This is a genomic window from Pseudomonas sp. HP_14 (genome assembly GCF_055283875.1).
Map to the genome: position 1 here is coordinate 216,542 of NZ_JBTOQI010000033.1, position 18,429 is coordinate 234,970.

Sequence of the window (18,429 nt, forward strand, 5' to 3'; positions counted from 1 at the left end):
ATCAGCTGAACAGCTTGTTCATGATCGAACCGGCTGTATTCTGGGCATCCTGTTGCAGCGCCTGATCCTGCGCAGTCGGACCGGCGCCCTGGGTGGCATTGCCGCCCTGCCCCTGGCCCTGCAACAGCTTGAACAGATCATCCAGCCCCATGGTCACCGTGCCATTGCCGCCACCGAAACCACCGCTGCCGCCCACACCGCCGCCACCGAATCCACCGCCGCTGTCACTGCCCTGGCCCGGGGAAATGGGGATCCCGCTGTTGGCCAGCATGCCGGAAGCAGGTGCTGTGCCGCTGCCAGCTGCCTGGCCAAGCATGGCGAGAGCATCCTGAAATTTGGAGGTTTCAGCGCCGTCAAGAAAGGTGTCAGCCTTGCCGTCTTTGCCGACTTCATTGAGTTCGTCCGACCAGGACTTGGTCTTGCCGTCAGCATTGTCCGGCGATCCGAATTTCTCCGGATGCTGATCCATGAAGTTAGCGACATCCTGCAACAGCGCTTTGTCTTCGCTGTTGAACGTTGAGCCTCCCGAGCCATCCTTTGCAGGCTCCAAGAGGCTGCCGAGCTTCTGCTCTGCCAGTCCACCGAGCAGTGACGAGAGCGCATCTGCGCCGCCAGTTCCACCGCCGCCGCCAACACCACTATTGCCGCCGCCACTACCACCACCAAACCCATTGTCAGCCCCGGCACTGCCAGTGCTACCGCCCAGCAACTGGCTCAGAAGCTTCAGAAGGTCATCAGGCTTCATGTCACTCACGGAACCGCTGGCAGGTTTCTGATCAGACATGCCGCTGAATGGCTGAGTGGAGCCCTGGCCGCCGGCCTCCTGGCCTTGCGAGCCGAGTTTCTCCAGCAGTTGGGTCAGCAGTTTTACCAGTGGATTTTCGCTGTTGACCTGCCCTTTGCCATCGGTCATCGACTTGACCAGAGTGTCCAGGGCAGCGTCCATGCTCTGCGGGCGTTGACTGCCGCCTGTTGCGTTCGGGGAATTGCGCGTCTGCTGCTCATTGCTGAAACTGGTCGGGCGGCTGTTCTCAAGACTTACTGAAATAGTCATGCCTATACGTCCTCTTTGTAATCAGACATCCAGAGTGCGGGCGGGGCCATGTCGCACCTCCATTGAGGGGACACAGCCACCGCCTGAATGATCAGTAATTGATCCCCTTGGCGGTTGAAGCGACGTTACTGAGGTGCTTGAGGTCGCTGTCCTGGCTCATCGCCTCCACCGTGTTCTTGGCGTCGGTCTCAATTTTCTTGATGCCCGCATTGGTGACTTTGGAGTCCGCAGCCCCTGTGGCGTCGGTCATGCGCCCGGCGTTTTCCGCAGAGTCGCTATCGTAGCCACCGTCGGTGCCAGCAGTAGCAGCTTTGAAGTTGCTGCTAAAGCTGTTGCCCAGGTTGTTCATACTGTTGAATAAGCCTTCCATAATCTTGCACCTCAGCCGAATCATTGATGTAGGAACTCAGGCACGGCACGCTTCAAGCGCCGGTCCTGTTCAATGAGTGGACGCAAGGGGAAAAGCAGTTCCATCTTTAACTCAAGGACTTCACCACGGCGCGTCACGGCGCCGATCCGCGAAGCGCACAAAGCCATCGCAGTCGCCGTTTACAGGAGCGAGGGATGCGCAGGTGCGAGATCGGGAGGAAGCCGGAAAGAGCGTGGGGTCAGACGGAAAGGCTTTTGATGCGGTGATACAAGGTGCGGCTCGGGATGCCCAATTCGCAACTGGCGGCTTCGACGCTTTGCTGATGGCGCTTCATGGCTTCGTCGATGAGGATGCGCTCAATGACACGCATCTGCGCCTTGAGCTGCAATGGCTCCGGCGAGCAAGCCTGAGCCAGCGGCGAGAAACCCAACACGGAGCGTTTGGCACTGGATTTGAGCTCACGAATATTGCCCGGCCAGGTATGCGCAAGCAGTTGTTGGGTCACGGCGGCAGTGATGACCGGGGTCGGTCGTCCTACCAGCGACGCCTGCTTCGCCAGGAAGCGATTGAACAACGGGATGATTTGTTCGCGGCGCTCACGCAGCGGCGGCATCTGGATGCTGACCACGCTCAGGCGGAAGTAAAGATCGCGGCGGAAGGTGCCCTCTTCAACCAACTCTTCCAGCGGGCGCTGCGAAGAGGTGATCACGCACATGTCCACCGGAATGAACTCGGTCGATCCCAAGCGCTCAACGCCTCGGGTTTCCAGCACACGCAACAACTTGGCCTGTAGCGACAGCGACATACTGTCAATCTCGTCCAGATACAACGTGCCGCCCTGCGCAGCCTCGACATAGCCACTACGCGACTTACTGGCACCGGTGTAAGCGCCGCTGACCACCCCAAACAATTCACTCTCGGCCAGACTCTCCGGAATGGCCGCACAGTTCATCGCAACGAAGGCACCCCGCCTTCGCGATAAACGATAAATCTGCCTGGCAAGCGTGTCTTTGCCGGTCCCTGTTTCGCCAACCAGCAGCACATCGATATTCAGGGGGGCCATGTTGGTGGCCAGATACTGCAAGTCAACGAAATCGCCAAAATAGGCAATTTCTTTCAGGTCTGCTTCGAACTCGCGTCTGTCCATGTGGCGCACCCCTCTTCGCACTAACGTCCGGTATCGCGGCCCCTTGATGGGTCACTTGAGCCTGACAAGTTAACAAGGCCGTACAACTCGAAGGGTGCCATTTGAAAGGACACAACTTCGCTCAACATAGCAATAGGGAAAGAATTCGGAATAAACGTATCTGGTGGAAGATCCGAGTACCATGGACCTTTATAACGATCCAAAGTTCACTGTTTTTTTAGATTTAAATGCATTGCAATGGGGCTCAAGAAATAAACAAGGCGCGCTGAATGCACAGTTCTAGAGCCTTCGAGCACCCCAAAACCGACTTTCATATACCTGTGCACGGCAGGAGGGACGATACTAGCGACAGGAAGCTACAGTTTTATGATTTATGAGGACTTTAAATATCATTTATCGGCCATGACCACAACGCCCCTCACGCGACATCAGCAGTGTCTAACAGTAACTCCCTCGCCCAACCGACAACAAAAGAGTGCCAGTATAAAAATGTATCGACCGGAGTGAATAAGAGTATTTGAAACTTTCAACTCCCTCAATGACACGGCCATTGAGCAATCATTGCCGCGGTCAACGCGACACTTGCAGGTTGGTCCAATAGGCCGGAATGGTTAAGCAAATAAGCATTAACCGCTTTGACCACCTGCCCCGCATCGACATCGTCCCGGCTGCAGAACAACATGCCCGCATTCGCGTCGTAAACACCCTGCACATAGCCCAAAGCCTGCATCTGGCCCGCACTCAACGGCTGCCCCGCACGAATCCCCGCAAGCGGCGCTTGCAAATCTCGCCCACTGAAAAAAGCCCCCTGGGCCGTCTCACACAACCCAGCGAGCATCAACACTCCACTCAATCCGACTGAACGCATCAATAGTTTTCCCTGCACACCACGCCCGCAGACACCGCCTTCGCGCACGCGCGAGCGCTTGTACATAGCGTGTGCGATGGAAAATCTGTCATCCGCCATCAGTCCGATCCTATGGTGATCTGAATGCTGAGTGGTCGGTGTGGAGAAAACGGTTCCACGGTTGCGCAGATTTTTTTTCTGCGAGCGTTCCCTGGCCAAAAGCAAACGAGAGGTTGTCAGAGCGGCCAGGACAGGCGCTGTAATGCAGAAAATGGATTATCTGGAGCTCACCAAGGTTACGAGGTCAGCGATGGCGGCTTGTTTGACACTCCGCTATCGCTGGCCTCGTAACCTCAGTGAGTTACAGGGTTGTACTTATCTGATAGGCACTCGCTAGAAAACCCTCAATCAGGCAGCGGCTTTAACCTGCTTCAGCGAGCGCGCCACCAGCTCGCCAAACGAGCTGACCGGCCCTTGCAGGTTGCCCAGGAAACGCGGGTAGATCAGCCACAGATCCATGACCGGCTTGAAGTCCTTGACCGGCAACACCGCCAGTTGCTCACGATGAATGCTGCGTTCAAGCAAGGGCCGAGGCACCAGACCCAGGCCCATACCGTCGGCCACCAGACCCAACTGCAGTTCAGTGCCAAAGGTTTCCAGGTTGACCTTCAGGCTCAGTCCCTGATCCGATAACGTACGCTGCAAACCGGCGCGAAAACCACAGCCATCAGGGTTGAGTACCCAGCCCTGCTGATAACAATCAGCGAGCTTCACAGAACCCTTAGGCAATGCCGAGCGCGCGCAAACCACCACCAACTCCATCTTGCCAATGGATTCGCCAATGATGTTTTCCGGGAAAATCTTGCCTGCCGGGAACAACGCTGCGGCCGCGTCCAGTTCGCCGTTCTCGATCTTGCTGACCAGATTACTGCCCCAGCCGGTAGACACTTGCGCACGTAAATCCGGAAACTCACTGCGCAGTTGCTTGAGGGCATCCAGCAGCACCACGTCACCAATGGTTTGCGGCACCCCCAGACGCAGCAGACCGCTGGGTGGCGTGTCGCTGGCCACCAACTCGCGCAAGGCATCCATCTCGCGCAGGATCGACAGACAGCGCTGATAAACCTGATTGCCCATCTGCGTTGGCTTGAGCGGCTTGGTGTTGCGGTCGAACAATTCGACGCCCAACGCCTGCTCGAAATTCTGCACCCGCCGGGTAATTGCCGGCTGGGTCAAGTCCAGCGATTGCGCCGCATGGCTGATCGACTGGCAACGAATCACCGCCACAAAGGCATCGATATCATCAATTTTCATTCGGACCGCACATAAAAAGACAGATAAGAGATAGGCGAAAAGCATAGTGGCATTTGCGGGTTGTGGATAGCGTGGAGTAACTAGACGATTGCAGCTGCGTTGGCCCACCGACGCCATCGCGAGCAAGCTCACTCCTACAGAGGACCGCGTTTCAGCTGTAGGAGTGAGCTTGCTCGCGATAGCTATATTGAGCACTCAAATCCTAAAGCTTCATATCGCTAGCTCTTTCTCAGCACCTTTGGTTATAACCTAATCATAAAATAATCGCATATTAGACTAAGCCATTATGTTTATATTAAGCCACGCATCAACCTGGCGCTGGTATAGACATGACACAGACCCGACACCCCGAACGACTCAGAGAATTCATTGGCGCGCTGGCCGAGCTGATCGACAGCAATCCTCGCGAGGGCGATCTGCTGCACCGCGGTGGCAAGCTGCTGGGTCAACTGGTCAGCCACGATGACTGGCTGCCTGACGAATACGCCATTCCCAGTCCCGAGCGCTATCAGCAATTCCTGCTGCACGCCGACTCCCGTCAGCGCTTTTCGATTGTCAGTTTCGTCTGGGGTCCTGGCCAAACCACGCCTATCCACGACCACCGCGTGTGGGGCCTGATCGGCATGTTGCGCGGCGCTGAATATTCCCAAGGCTTCGCCCGCAGCCCGGACGGCCGACTGGAGCGTGAGGGCCCGGCGATTCGTCTCGAACCCGGCCATGTCGAAGCCCTGTCGCCACGCAGTAATGACGTGCACCAGGTCAGCAACGCTTTCAGCGATCAGGTCTCGATCAGCATCCACGTTTATGGCGCCAACATCGGTGCTGTGCGGCGGGCGGTGTATCAGCCCGACGGCACTGAAAAACTGTTTATCTCCGGCTATTCCAACGCCTTTCTGCCCAACATCTGGGATCTGTCCAAAGAGAGCCCTGCCAAAGAGAGCCACGCACAATGACTCAGTCTGTTACCCGCTCATTCGCCGCTATCCGTCAGGCGCTGCTGGCTCATGAAGAACTCGCCCTGATCGACGTTCGTGAGGAAGCACCGTTCGCTGAAGCGCATCCGCTGTTCGCCGCCAACATCCCGCTGTCCAAGCTTGAGCTGGAAGTACTGTCACGCATCCCGCGTCTGGACACTGCCGTGACTGTCTATGACAACGGCGAAGGTCTGGCCCAGCGCGCCCTTGAGCGCTTACAGGCACTGGGTTACAGCGATGTGAAACTGCTAGATGGTGGCCTGCAGGGCTGGCGCGACGCTGGCGGTGAACTGTTCATCGACGTGAATGTGCCCAGCAAAGCCTTCGGCGAGCTGGTTGAACATCATCGCCACACACCTTCGCTGGCGGCTGAAGAAGTCTTGCAGTTGCTCGACTCCAAAGCCGACGTGGTAGTGCTCGATGCACGTCGTTACGACGAATACCAGACCATGAGCATCCCCAGCGGCATCAGTGTGCCGGGAGCTGAACTGGTACTGCGTGCCCGCGAACTGGCACCAGACCCGAGCACACGCATCATCGTCAATTGCGCGGGGCGCACTCGCAGCATCATTGGCACCCAATCATTGGTCAACGCTGGCATTCCCAATCAGGTGAGCGCCTTGCGCAACGGCACGATTGGCTGGCTGCTGGCGGGGCAGACACTGGACCACGGCCAGGCTCGCCGCTTTGCCGCAGTCAGCGAAGAAACCCGCGAAGTCGCCGAAGCAGATGCCCGCCGTGTAGCCGACAAGGCTGGCGTGCGCCGTGCAAGCCGCGCCGAGTTGAGCGGTTGGCAAGCTGACCCATCACGCACCACGTACCTGCTGGATGTGCGCACGCCGGAGGAATTCGCCAAAGGCCATTTGCCCAATGCACGTTCAACGCCGGGCGGCCAACTGGTACAGGAAACCGATCACTACGCCAGCGTGCGCGGTGCGCGTCTGGCACTGGTGGACGACGACGGCGTGCGCGCCAACATGTCCGCCTCCTGGCTGGCCCAACTGGGCTGGGAAGTTTTTGTGATCGACGGTCTGCAAGCCAGCGACTTCAGCGAACAAGGCGAATGGAACGCACCGATTCCTGCGCCCGCACAAGTGGAAGAAATCAGCCCGCACACCCTTGCCGAATGGCAGCAGCATGGTGATGTTGCAGTGCTGGATTTCACTGCCAGCGCCAACTACGTCAAGCAACATATTCCCGGCGCATGGTGGACGTTGCGGGCTCAACTGCAAGACGCATTGCAAAAAATACCTAAAGCAGAGCGCTACGTTTTGACCTGCGGCAGCAGCAAACTGGCGCGCCTTGCAGTGCCCGAAGTTGAAGCCCTGACCGGCAAGCAGGTGTTCCTGCTCAAGGACGGCACCGCCAGCTGGATCAAGGCCGGTCTGCCACTGGAAACCGGCGAAAGCCAACTGGCCTCACCGCGCATTGATCGCTATCGCCGCCCGTATGAAGGCACCGAAGCACCACGCGAAGCCATGCAGGCCTATCTGGACTGGGAGTTCGGTCTGGTGGACCAGCTCGCCCGTGACGGCACGCATGGTTTTCAGGTGATCTAGAAAACGATCTGCCCCTTCTCAAGAGCAGGACCCACCCCTCCAGGCGGAGGTCCTTGCCAGCAAACTCTTAGCCTGGAGATGCACCCATGCTGCGTAACACGTTCAACTTCAAGAAACTCCTGCTGGGCGCGCTGCTGAGCGTAACCCTCGGCCAACAGGCAATAGCGGCCGACCTCGAACCTTTGCTGGTCGCCAATCAGAAATCGACGATCAAGGCACTGCTGCAAGTCTCGGGCGAACTGAAGAACGTGCCTTACGAAATCAGGTTTTCCGAATTCCCTTCTGCCGCCCCGCTGGGGGAAGCGCTGAACGCCGGAGCCGTGGACATCGGTGCTTTGGGCGACGCGCCTTATGTCTTTGCCCTGGGTGCTGGCGCCCCCCTGAAAGTCGTCAATATTACCCACGCCGAAGGCCGTTTCACCACCGCGTTGCTGGTGCCCAAAGACTCTCCGGTCAAAACCGTCGCCGACCTCAAGGGCAAGCGCATCGTGACCGGGCGTGGTTCGATCGGTCATTACCTGGCGATAAAAGCCTTGCGTCAGGCAGGCCTGCAAACCAGCGATGTCACCTTCATCAATCTGCTGCCGGGTGAATCGCGCATTCTTTTGTCCAGCGGCGGTGCCGATGCGTGGGCCACATGGGACCCGTACACCACAGTCGCCACCACGCAGAGTCATGACCGGGTACTGATCAGCGGTAGCGAGCTGTTGAGCAATCACTTGTACCTGGCCGCGACCAGCAAGGCCATCGCCGACAAACGCGTGCAACTTGATGACTTCGTGGCACGGGTTGAACGCGCCTATCTGTGGAGCAACGCCCACCCTGCTGAATACGCCAAGGCTCAGGCGGCGATCACCGGCCTGCCGATCGAGGTTCATCTGGAAATCGCCAACGCCACCAAAATGAACCGGGTAGAGATCGACGACAACGTCATCAAGGACCTGCAAGCCACCGCTGATATTTACCAACAGGAAGGCATCCTGACCAAATCGATCGACGTCTCAAAAGGCTTCGACAAAAGCTTCAACGCTTCGCGTGCTCAGGTTGTGCAAACAGCCGCTCATTAATCCTCACATAAACCCATTCAGATTCAGGAGCACGCTCATGAGCAAGCCTCGTCAAAAAGAGCCACGTCAATTGAAGCTGGGCGCAATGGTCCACGGTGTCGGTCACGGCTGGGGCGAATGGCGCCACCCGAACGCTCAGGCAGATGCCAGCGTTAACTTCGGCTATTACAAACAGCAGGCGAAACTGGCAGAAGCGGCCAAATTTGATTTCGTATTCATCGCCGACAGCCTGCACATCCACGAGAAATCCAGCCCACATTATTTGAACCGTTTCGAACCGCTGACCATCCTGTCGGCACTGGCAGCGACCACGGAAAATATCGGACTGGTGGCGACCGTCACCGTGAGCTACACCGAACCGTTTCAGGTCGCGCGACAAATCTCTTCGCTGGATCACATCAGTGGTGGCCGTGCTGGCTGGAACGTCGTGACGTCGTGGCTCAGCGGCACTGCCGATAACTTCAGCAAAGGCGAACACCCGCCGCATCCCGTGCGCTACCGCATCGCCAAGGAACATGTATCGGTGGTCAAAGGCCTGTGGGATTCATGGGAAGACGACGCCTTTGCCCGCAACAAGAAGACCGGCGAGTTTTTCACCCCGGGCAAGCTGCATGCGCTGAATCACAAAGGCGAGTTCTTCTCGGTCAAAGGCCCGCTGAACATCGCCCGCTCAAAGCAGGGCCACCCGCTGATTTTCCAGGCAGGGACTTCCGAGGACGGACGCAACTTCGCCGCAGAATATTCAGACGCAATTTTCGTTCATGCGGAGTCGCTGGAAGAGGCACAGGCTTACTACCGGGATCTGAAAAAGCGTGCGGTGGGGTTTGGCCGAAACGCACTGGACTTGTCGATCCTGCCAGGCATTCGCCCGATTGTCGGTCGCGATGAAGCCGAGGTTGAAAGCCGCTATCAACAGGCCGTGGAACTGGTCAGCATCGAAGACGCCATCGTCGCGCTGGGTCGCCCGTTCAATGATCACGACTTCAGCCAATACCCGCTGGACTCGCCGTTCCCGGAACTGGGCGACCTGGGTTCCAACAGTCAGAAAGGCGGCTCGGACCGGATCAAACAACTGGCTAAGGATGAAGGCCTGACGTTGCGCGAAGTGGCGCTGTTCTTCTCCCGACCACGCCGCGAATTCGTCGGCACAGCCGAGCAGGTGGCCGACACGATCCAGACCTGGTTCGAACACGAGGCAGCCGATGGTTTCATCATCAACTCGCTACTGCCGGATGGCTTGCAGTACTTCGCTGAACTGGTGGTGCCGGTCTTGCAAGAGCGTGGTTTGTTCCGCAGCGAATACAGCGGCTCTACGTTGCGCGAGCACTTCAACCTGCAAGTGCCGCAAAACCGCTACGCGCAGCAGGAAGAAACTGAGCTGGCCTGACTCCTGTTGGAGCGAGGCTTGGTCTGGGCCGCATCCGGACGAAGAACGGTACGCGAGATATCTGACGCACCGCGGTGACAGCTTCGCGGGCGAGCCTCGCTCCAACAAGTAAATAAAGGAAACCCCATCAATGAGCGCACTCCCCCTTCGCCCTGTTGCTGCCAGCGTTAGCAACATCGAGTCCGCCGAGGCCTTCACTGCCCGGCTGGCATCGATCACCGCTGCCCTGGGCGCAACTGCCCAGCGCTATGACGACAGCGGCGAGTTTCCCCATGAGAATTTTCGCCTGCTGCACGAGCACGGTCTGCTCGGGCTGACCGTCCCCTCCGAACTGGGTGGCGGCGGTGCCGACCTGCCGAAAGCGCTGCAAACCATCAGCGCCGTCGCTCAGGGCGAGCCGTCCACCGCGTTGATTCTGGTCATGCAATACATCCAGCATGCACGCCTGCAACAGAGCAAAAGCTGGCCGGAGCATCTGCGCCTGAAAGTGGCGAAAGAAGCCGTGCGCGACGGTGCTTTGATCAACTCGTTGCGGGTCGAACCGGATCTCGGCACACCTGCTCGCGGCGGCCTGCCTGCGACCACTGCACGACGTACCGACGAAGGCTGGCGTATCAGCGGCAGCAAGATTTACTCCACCGGCAGCCATGGCTTGACCTGGTACAACGTCTGGGCACGCAGCGACGATGCCGATCCGCTGGTAGGTGGCTGGCTGGTACACAAAAACACACCGGGCATTCGCATCATTGAAGACTGGGATCACTTGGGCATGCGTGCGACGTGCAGCCATGAAGTGATCTTCGAGGACGTGCTGGTACCGCTGGAAAACGCCGTCAGCGTCAGCCCATGGAGTGCCCCCCAGGCGGAGCTCGACCCGACAGGCTTCATGTGGATGTCGGTCTTGCTGTCCTCGGTTTACGACGGCGTTGCCCGCTCAGCGCGTAACTGGTTCGTGCAGTGGCTCGAAGAACGCAAACCGTCCAACCTCGGTGCTGCGCTATCGACGCTACCGCGTTTTCAGGAGGTGGTTGGCGAGATCGACACACTGCTGTTCAACAACCATAGCCTGTTGCAATCGGCTGCCACCGGCCTGACCCCACCGGCTCATGCAGCGCAGATCAAATACCTGGTGACAACCAACGCGATTCGCGCGGTGGAACTGGCAATCGAAGCGTCCGGCAACCCCGGTCTGTCACGCAGTAATCCACTGCAACGGCATCTGCGCAACGTGCTCTGCGCGCGCATTCACACCCCGCAGAATGACGTGACACTGATAGGCATAGGCAAAGCGGCGTTTGCGCAGCGGGAGAAAACTGCGGATTGATGTCGATACCGCAGGACTGGCTTTAGCCGGGAGCGCGCCGGAACATTCACTGGATTTCCTTCGCCTGAAATACCGCTCTCCCGGCTAAAGCCGGTCCTACGAGATGCCAGAATTAATGCGCAATTGAACTGGATGCAGCCTTACCGCATCATCACCGGCGGTTCAAACGCTGTGACGCCCGGCAACACCCCGTCCCACTTCACAATTTCAACCGTCGCCGTTTGCGCCGAGCAGCCTTGGGACAGGCTTGAGGAGCCGACATCCTCAGTAACCACATTCGGATTGCCATGTTTTTCCAGGCTGCCCGGTTCGCCATGCACCAGCGGGTCGAACCACGCACCCGTTGCGATCTGGACCACGCCAGGACGAATATTGTCCGAGACAATCACTCCCGCCAGAAAAGCCCCACGCTCATTGAAAACCTTGACTACATCACCGTAGCTAATGCCCCGTGCCCGTGCATCTTCGGTATTAAGGGTCAGGGGTTCACGATGTTGAATCTTCGACGCACGACTGTAGCTGCCATGATCGTACTGGCTATGCAGCCGGGTTTTCGGCTGATTGGACAGCAGGTGCAACGGGTAATCTGCCCCCGGCTTGTCTAGCCATACCGGGTGACCAGGGCAGTCGGTGTAACCGAACCCGGCAATGCGCTCGGAGAAAATTTCTATGCGACCCGACGGGGTTGGCAATGGATGGGCGTCCGGGTCATTGCGGAAGGCTTGCAGCAAGACAGTATCCAGCTCTGGATACTCGACTTCGAACAGACCGTCGCGCCAGAACTGATCGTAGTCGGGCAATTGAATGCCGAACTCCCCCGCCCTGCCCCGTGACTCTTCATAAATGTGCCGCAGCCAGCCCGTCACATCGCGGCCTTCAGTGAAGCTTTCGGCAAAGCCCAACCGCCCGGAAAGCTCGGCCAGAATCGCATAATCATCGCGGGACTCACCCACCGGCTCAATGGCCTGTTGCATGGCGATCATGAAGCGATCCGATGCTGAACTGCCGATATCGTTACGCTCCAGCGCCGTCGTGGCAGGCAGCACAATGTCGGCGTACTTGGCCTGCGCGGTCCAGAACTGTTCGTGGACAATGATAGTTTCAGGACGCTGCCAGGCGTGCAGCAGACGGTTGAGGTCCTGATGGTGGTGAAAGATATTGCCGCCCGCCCAGTACACCAGGCGGATGTCCGGATAATGCCGCTGCTGACCGTTGTAATCGAAAGCAGCTCCGGGGTTGAGCAGCATGTCCACGACCCGCGCCACCGGAATGAACTCTTTGACGGGGTTCCGCCCTTGGGAAAAACGTGGCCCGGAAAACGCCTTGCGGCCACTGCCGGTGTTATTCATGCAGCCATAGCCAAGCCCAAAACCACCACCCGGCAACCCGATTTGCCCCAGCAGCGCGGCCAGCGTCACGGTCATCCAGAACGGTTGCTCGCCATGCACCGAGCGCTGCAAGGAATAGGCGATATTGATCATGGTGCGCTTGCTGGCCATGCGTCGAGCCAGGTCAGTAATCTGCGCAGCCGGAATATCCGTCAGCGCCTGAGCCCATTCAGGGTCTTTAGGCTGACCATCGGTAACGCCCAACAAGTAATCGCGGAAGCGCTCATAGCCCACCGCATAACGCTGCACAAAATCTTCATTGTGCAGGCTTTCGGTAACCAACACGTAAGCCAAAGCCATCATTAAGGCGGTGTCGCTGCCGGGCCGCACCGGCAGCCATTCGTTGCGCGCCGGGCCCACCAGATCATCGCGCAGCGGGCTGACGTTGACGAACTCCACGCCCGCCGCAGACATGTCTTGCAGGGCCGTAGCCAACAAGTGGTCACTGGCACCACCGGGGCTGGTCTGGGCATTTTTGGCAGGCAAGCCGCCGAACGCGACGAACAGCTCGCAATGCTGCGCAAGATTTTTCCATGAGGAATGTGCCGCCAGCAGCCAATCCATGTTGCCGACGATGTGCGGCATCAATACCCGCCCGGCGCCAAGGCTGTAGCTGTCAACGCTGGCCACGTAACCGCCAAAGCCATTGAGGAAACGGTGTAGCTGGCTTTGTGCATGGTGGAAGCGCCCAGCACTGCCCCAGCCGTAACTGCCGCCGAAAATCGCCTGATTGCCGTGTTCGGATTTAACACGCTTCAGTTCCTTGGCGACCAACTCCAGCGCTACGTCCCAGGAGACCTCCACGAAGGGTTCCTGACCGCGCAACTCAGGGTTGCGACCGTGCCCTTCGATCTGCCCCTCTAGAAAACTACGCCGCACTGCAGGCCGCCGGATACGCGTGGGCGATGTCAGCGCAGCAGCCACTGAATCACCGATCGGCGATGGATCGCTGTCCCACTCCACCGGCACCAAGGCGCGCAATTCGCCGTCGACGACTTGCGGGCGATAAGCCCCCCAATGCAGCGAAGTGAAACTCATGGCGCAATGCTCCTGTGGCGAAACCCCTGCTAAAACTGGCTAAACCATAACATTCGGCTCTTTATTCACTAAATTCATTTTTAGAATGGGTTTATATGCAAAGAAAACGAGCCTGTAGAAATGCACCTGGGCTTTTGTTGGAGCGAGGCTTGCCCGTGAAGAACGTTAACGCAGTGGCGCCTGATACACCGAGGCAACCGGTTCGCGGGCAAGCCTCGCTCCAACAGACCCGAATTAAAGTCAGGGGGTCAGGCCCTGCATCACCCCGCCTGAATCTTGAACCTCGCCACGGTCTGATGCAGCGTCCCGGCCATTTGCGCCAGTTCGTGCCCTGCCGTATTGGTGTGTTGCGCCCCCTGCAAGACTTGATCGGACAAGCTGCGAATACCCACCAGATTACGATCCACCTCGCGCGCCACCAATGCCTGCTCCTCGGTAGCGCTGGCAATCATCATGTTGCGCTCGTTGATCTGCGAGATGGAGCGGGTGATTTCCTCAAGGGCATCGCCCGAACGCCTGGCAATCAACAGCGTGGCCTGCACCAGCTCGCTGCTGCTGTGCATGGCCGATACGGCTTGACCGGTGTCGAGACGGATGTTGCCAATCATCTGCTCGATTTCCTGCGTCGAAACCTGAGTACGATGGGCCAGCGCCCGCACTTCATCGGCCACCACCGCAAAACCCCGGCCGGCATCACCGGCACGAGCAGCCTCGATCGCCGCGTTGAGCGCCAACAGATTGGTCTGTTCGGCAATGCTGCGGATCACATCCAGTACGCTGCTGATGTCCTGCACCCGCCCGGCCAACTGCTGAATACGCCCGGATGTGTCGGTGACACCGTCCGCCAGCGTACTGATCGAGGCAACGGTTTCCTGAACCTGTTGCCGACCACGCTGGGCGGTTTGTTCCGACTCGCGGGACGCTTCACTGGTACTCACCGCGTTGCGCGCCACTTCATCGACGGCCGCTGTCATCTGGTTGACTGCCGCCGCTGCCTGTTCGATTTCCAGTCCCTGGGCCTGCAGGCTGTTACTGGTCTGGCTACTGACTGCACTCAGTTGCTCGGAGGAACTGGCCACGCGATCCACTGAGCTGGCAATGCCGCGGACCATTTCATTGAGGTTCTGCTGCATGTCACGCATGTTCATCATCAGGCTGCCGCTGTCGCCAGCGCGCAGCGGCACCGCAATCGTCAGGTCACCCTGTGCAATCCGGCTCAGGATCCGCGCCGCCTCATCAGGCTCACCGCCCAACGGACGAATCACGCTACGCGTCACGATCACCGCCGCAGCTACTACTAGCGTGATGCACGCCAACAACAGGGCCAGCAAATTACGCTGCGCATCGCTGTACAAACGTTGCGCGACTTGCTCGCGCTCAGCGAAAACCCGCCCCTGCAACGCCATCAATTCATCCAGGCTTTTATAGACTTCCTGCTCGGCGGGGATGACTTTTTGCTGTAGCTGAGTCATGGCTGCATCGGTTGCACCCTGCTTGATCAGGGTTTGCACCTGAACGAAGGTTGCAACGTACGCCTCGCGATTTTTCTTCAGGGCCTGATAACCGCTTTTGCCTTCAGGCATGTAGAGCAACGGCTCAAGGGTCTCGAACGCCTGACTGATGCGCTTTTTAGTGGCATCGATGGCATCGTGCGTTTGCTGGTTGTCTTTGTTGAGCAGCAAGTCTCGGGTGTTCTTGCCGTTATCACGCACGCCAGTGGCAATGACCATCATGGGTGCGATTTTCGGCCAGTCTTCCTTGACGATGACCACCGCTTGATCCTTGAGTGTCGCCATGTCCTGCAAGGCATAAAGAACCATGCCAGCCAAAGCCAAAGGAGCAATTGCGAAGCCGATGACAATCCGTTTAGCGGTACTCAGTTTGGCCATTTTACTGCTCCATGTTCAGACAACTGCCCGACGGCCAAACCGTCGGGCAGACCACTCACTCCACTGCGAGCTGTACAGCCTGGCCGTCAAAACGCACAGGCCAGACCCGCAAACGCTGCTCCGGATACTCCAGACAGCTGCCATCCTTCAAACGAAAGTGCTGCTTGTACAGCGGCGAGGCAATCACCAGATCGCCCTTGATGCTGCCGATCAATCCACGCCCAATGACATTGACCCCGGACTGAGGATCGCGATTGTCCACCGCGTAAAGCTGACCGTCCTCGGCGTCCGGCAGGTAGAACAGCGCGACCTGCGCGCCGTCCAGCCATACCACCACGCCTGAGTTGGTCACCAGATCTTCGCGGTTGCAAACCGTATGCCACGCGGCATTCAGGTTCTGTGCAAAGGTAGATTCGCTACGCTGGATAGTTGCCAGGCTCATCAGAGTGCCTCCTCGACGACAGGAATAAGGTTCAATTCAGCAGCCGTGGCCGGACGACGCTGGCCGCGCTCTTCAACAAAATGAATGTCCGGGTCAGCACGCTTGTCGTTGACGAAGGTGCGGAAGCGCTTGAGCTTTTCCGGACTCTTGAGGGTGTTGGCCCATTCGCATTCGTAGCGGTCGACCACCAGTTGCATCTGCGCTTCCAGCTCTGCGCCCAGCCCAAGGCTGTCGTTGATGATCACGTCCTTGAGGTAATCCAGGCCGCCCTCCAGGCTTTCACGCCATACCGAAGTACGTTGCAGCTTGTCCGCGGTGCGGATGTAGAACATCAGGAACCGGTCGATGTAGCGGATCAGCGTGTCGTCATCCAGGTCGGTGGCGAACAGTTCGGCATGGCGCGGACGCATGCCGCCATTCCCGGAGATGTAGAGGTTCCAGCCCTTCTCGGTGGCGATCACGCCGACGTCTTTGCTCTGCGCTTCGGCGCACTCACGGGTACAGCCGGAGACCGCGAACTTGAGCTTGTGCGGTGAGCGCAAGCCTTTGTAGCGATCCTCGATGGTCAGGGCCATTTGCACGCTGTCCTGCACACCGTAACGGCACCAGGTACTGCCGACGCAGGACTTCACCGTTCGCGTCGATTTACCATAGGCATGCCCGGTCTCGAACCCGGCTTCGATCAGCTCCGACCAGATGTCTGGCAACTCATGCAGTTGCGCGCCAAACAGGTCGATGCGCTGGCCACCGGTGATCTTGGTGTACAGGTCATATTTCTTGGCAACGACGCCAATGGCGATCAGCTTGTCTGCGGTGATTTCGCCACCCGCGATGCGCGGCACGACCGAGTAAGTGCCGTTCTTCTGCATGTTGGCCATGAAGGTGTCGTTGGTGTCCTGCAAAGGCACCAGCGAGGCGTCCATGATCGGCTGGTTCCAGCACGATGCCAGAATCGACCCCACGGCCGGTTTGCAGATATCGCAACCGGTATGCCCACGACCGTGTTTGGCAAGCAGTTCTTCAAACGTCTGCACACCCTCGACGCGAACCAGCGCGTACAACTCCTGACGGGTGTAGGCAAAGTGTTCGCACAGGCTTTTATCAACGCTGACGCCACGGGCAATCAGCTCGTGTTCAAACACCGTTTTCAATAAAGCGGCGCAACCGCCGCAACCGGTGCAGGCCTTGGTCGAAGACTTGAGCACACCCAGATCGGTACAACCGCCATCAATGGCCGAGCAGATCGCGCCTTTCGTGACGTTGTGGCACGAACAAATAGTCGCGGTTTCCGGCAGCGAAGCAGGACCCAGGGTCGGTGCGCCCGCTGAGCTTGGCAGGATCAGGCTGGCCGGTTCGGCCGGCAGCGTGATTGCGTTCTGCATGTATTGCAGCAGGGTGTCGTAGTAGCTGTTGTCGCCCACCAGCACCGCGCCGATCACATGCTTGCCGGATGCATCGACCACCAGACGGCGATAGCTGGCGGTGGTCTGATCGATGAATTGATAGCTGCGCGAGCCTGGTGTGTGGCCGTGGGCATCGCCAATAGAGCCTACGTCGACCCCCAGCAGTTTCAGTTTGGTGGACATATCTGCGCCCATGAAGGGATCAGCTTCGCCACCGCACAAGGCCGTCGCTACGGCGCGTGCCATCTGGTAACCCGGCGCAACCAGGCCAAAGATGCTGCCGTTCCATGCCGCGCACTCACCAATCGCGTAGATATCCGGATCACTGCTCAGGCACTGGCCATCAATGCTGACGCCGCCGCGCGGACCAATGTCCAGACCGCACTGGCGAGCCAGCGCATCCTGTGCACGAATACCTGCCGAGAACACGATGAGGTCGGTTTCGAGGAATTCGTCGTTGCCGAAGTTCATCCGGTAGCGATATTCCTCACCCGCCGTGATCGACTGCGTACCACGAGCCAGATGCACGCCAACCCCGAGTTGCTCGATACGATCCTTGAGGGCAATACCGCCCTGCTCGTCCAGCTGCACCGGCATCAAGCGCGGCGCGAACTCTACGACGTGTGCTTCGAGGCCAAGGCTTTTCAGGGCATTCGCCGCTTCCAGCCCCAGCAAGCCGCCACCAACCACCACGCCACGAATGGCATTGGTGGCCGCAGTGCGGATTGCATCCAGATCTTCGAGGGTGCGGTAAACCAGACGTGAATCACCGTGGGCGCCTTCAATCGGCGGCACAAACGGGTAAGAACCAGTGGCCAGCACCAGCTTGTCGTAATGCACACTGCCGCTGGCGGTAATGATTTTGTGGCCGTCGCGGTCAATCTCCAGCACTTGAGTGCCCAGGTGCAGCGTGACGCCAGGCGTCTGATACAGCGCAGCATCGGAAAGCGCCAACGACTCCGCGTCACGGCCGGTGAAGTACTCGGACAAATGCACACGGTCATAAGCGCGCATGAGCTCTTCGCCAAACACATGCAGTTGATAGTGCTGCAGCGCGCCACCGGCGATCAATTGCTCGACACAGTGGTGTCCGACCATGCCATTGCCGATCACGATCAGGGTTTTCAGGGGGTTCGAAGGATCAATACTGGCGTTCATAGATAGCACCCGACCAAAGCCAATCACGGAATAAAAAGCAAAAAAAAGCGCCTGAAACCTTGCGGTTT

The 18,429-nt window shown here is 58.5% G+C and carries 14 protein-coding genes; 5 read left to right on the forward strand and 9 right to left on the reverse strand.

Annotated elements, in window-relative coordinates:
• Position 1 precedes the first annotated feature (1 nt).
• The 5 genes from ACYASS_RS18665 to ACYASS_RS18685 form a co-directional block, all read right to left on the reverse strand.
• The gene (locus ACYASS_RS18665; RefSeq protein WP_463587193.1) at positions 2 to 1,054 is read right to left on the reverse strand and encodes a hypothetical protein; all 1,053 of its coding nucleotides are present in this window, start codon (positions 1,052 to 1,054) and stop codon (positions 2 to 4) included.
• 91 nt (positions 1,055 to 1,145) lie between these two features.
• Complete coding sequence (locus ACYASS_RS18670) at positions 1,146 to 1,424, reverse strand: type III secretion system major pilin HrpA (protein WP_463587194.1); 279 nt, start codon at positions 1,422 to 1,424, stop codon at positions 1,146 to 1,148.
• Between the two features lie 238 nt (positions 1,425 to 1,662).
• Positions 1,663 to 2,571, reverse strand: coding sequence for a sigma 54-interacting transcriptional regulator (locus ACYASS_RS18675; protein ID WP_463587195.1), 909 nt, complete (start codon positions 2,569 to 2,571; stop codon positions 1,663 to 1,665).
• Between the two features lie 535 nt (positions 2,572 to 3,106).
• Positions 3,107 to 3,538, reverse strand: coding sequence for a Rap1a/Tai family immunity protein (locus ACYASS_RS18680; RefSeq protein WP_463587196.1), 432 nt, complete (start codon positions 3,536 to 3,538; stop codon positions 3,107 to 3,109).
• A gap of 288 nt (positions 3,539 to 3,826) precedes the next feature.
• A complete protein-coding gene (locus tag ACYASS_RS18685) occupies positions 3,827 to 4,732 on the reverse strand; it encodes a LysR family transcriptional regulator (protein ID WP_463587197.1) in 906 nt (301 codons plus the stop codon).
• Between the two features lie 329 nt (positions 4,733 to 5,061).
• Between ACYASS_RS18685 and ACYASS_RS18690 the strand changes: the two genes are divergently transcribed.
• The 5 genes from ACYASS_RS18690 (at position 5,062) to ACYASS_RS18710 (ending at position 11,043) form a co-directional block, all read left to right on the forward strand.
• Positions 5,062 to 5,685 (forward strand): cysteine dioxygenase family protein, encoded by a 624-nt coding sequence (locus tag ACYASS_RS18690; protein ID WP_463587198.1) that lies wholly within the window; start codon positions 5,062 to 5,064, stop codon positions 5,683 to 5,685.
• Positions 5,682 to 7,265 carry a rhodanese homology domain-containing protein gene (locus tag ACYASS_RS18695; RefSeq protein ID WP_463587199.1) on the forward strand — a complete coding sequence of 528 codons (1,584 nt, stop codon included), beginning with the start codon at positions 5,682 to 5,684 and terminating at the stop codon, positions 7,263 to 7,265. The genes ACYASS_RS18690 and ACYASS_RS18695 overlap by 4 nt, the downstream gene beginning before the upstream one ends.
• Positions 7,266 to 7,351: 86 nt before the next feature.
• A complete protein-coding gene (locus tag ACYASS_RS18700; protein WP_463587200.1) occupies positions 7,352 to 8,332 on the forward strand; it encodes an ABC transporter substrate-binding protein in 981 nt (326 codons plus the stop codon).
• 37 nt (positions 8,333 to 8,369) lie between these two features.
• Entirely contained in the window at positions 8,370 to 9,719 is a 1,350-nt protein-coding gene (locus ACYASS_RS18705; protein ID WP_463587201.1) for an LLM class flavin-dependent oxidoreductase, read from the forward strand.
• Positions 9,720 to 9,849: 130 nt separating this feature from the next.
• Positions 9,850 to 11,043: an acyl-CoA dehydrogenase family protein gene (locus tag ACYASS_RS18710; protein ID WP_463587202.1), complete on the forward strand. Its 1,194-nt coding sequence runs from the start codon at positions 9,850 to 9,852 to the stop codon at positions 11,041 to 11,043.
• 140 nt (positions 11,044 to 11,183) lie between these two features.
• Here ACYASS_RS18710 and ACYASS_RS18715 read toward each other — a convergent pair whose 3' ends face one another.
• The 4 genes from ACYASS_RS18715 to nirB form a co-directional block, all read right to left on the reverse strand.
• Positions 11,184 to 13,469 (reverse strand): molybdopterin guanine dinucleotide-containing S/N-oxide reductase, encoded by a 2,286-nt coding sequence (locus ACYASS_RS18715; RefSeq protein WP_463587203.1) that lies wholly within the window; start codon positions 13,467 to 13,469, stop codon positions 11,184 to 11,186.
• Positions 13,470 to 13,729: 260 nt separating this feature from the next.
• Positions 13,730 to 15,358: a methyl-accepting chemotaxis protein gene (locus tag ACYASS_RS18720; protein ID WP_463587204.1), complete on the reverse strand. Its 1,629-nt coding sequence runs from the start codon at positions 15,356 to 15,358 to the stop codon at positions 13,730 to 13,732.
• 55 nt (positions 15,359 to 15,413) lie between these two features.
• Positions 15,414 to 15,800: a nitrite reductase small subunit NirD gene (gene nirD, locus ACYASS_RS18725; protein WP_463587205.1), complete on the reverse strand. Its 387-nt coding sequence runs from the start codon at positions 15,798 to 15,800 to the stop codon at positions 15,414 to 15,416.
• Positions 15,800 to 18,361: a nitrite reductase large subunit NirB gene (gene nirB / locus ACYASS_RS18730; protein ID WP_463587206.1), complete on the reverse strand. Its 2,562-nt coding sequence runs from the start codon at positions 18,359 to 18,361 to the stop codon at positions 15,800 to 15,802. The genes nirD and nirB overlap by 1 nt, the downstream gene beginning before the upstream one ends.
• Positions 18,362 to 18,429: the final 68 nt, after the last annotated feature.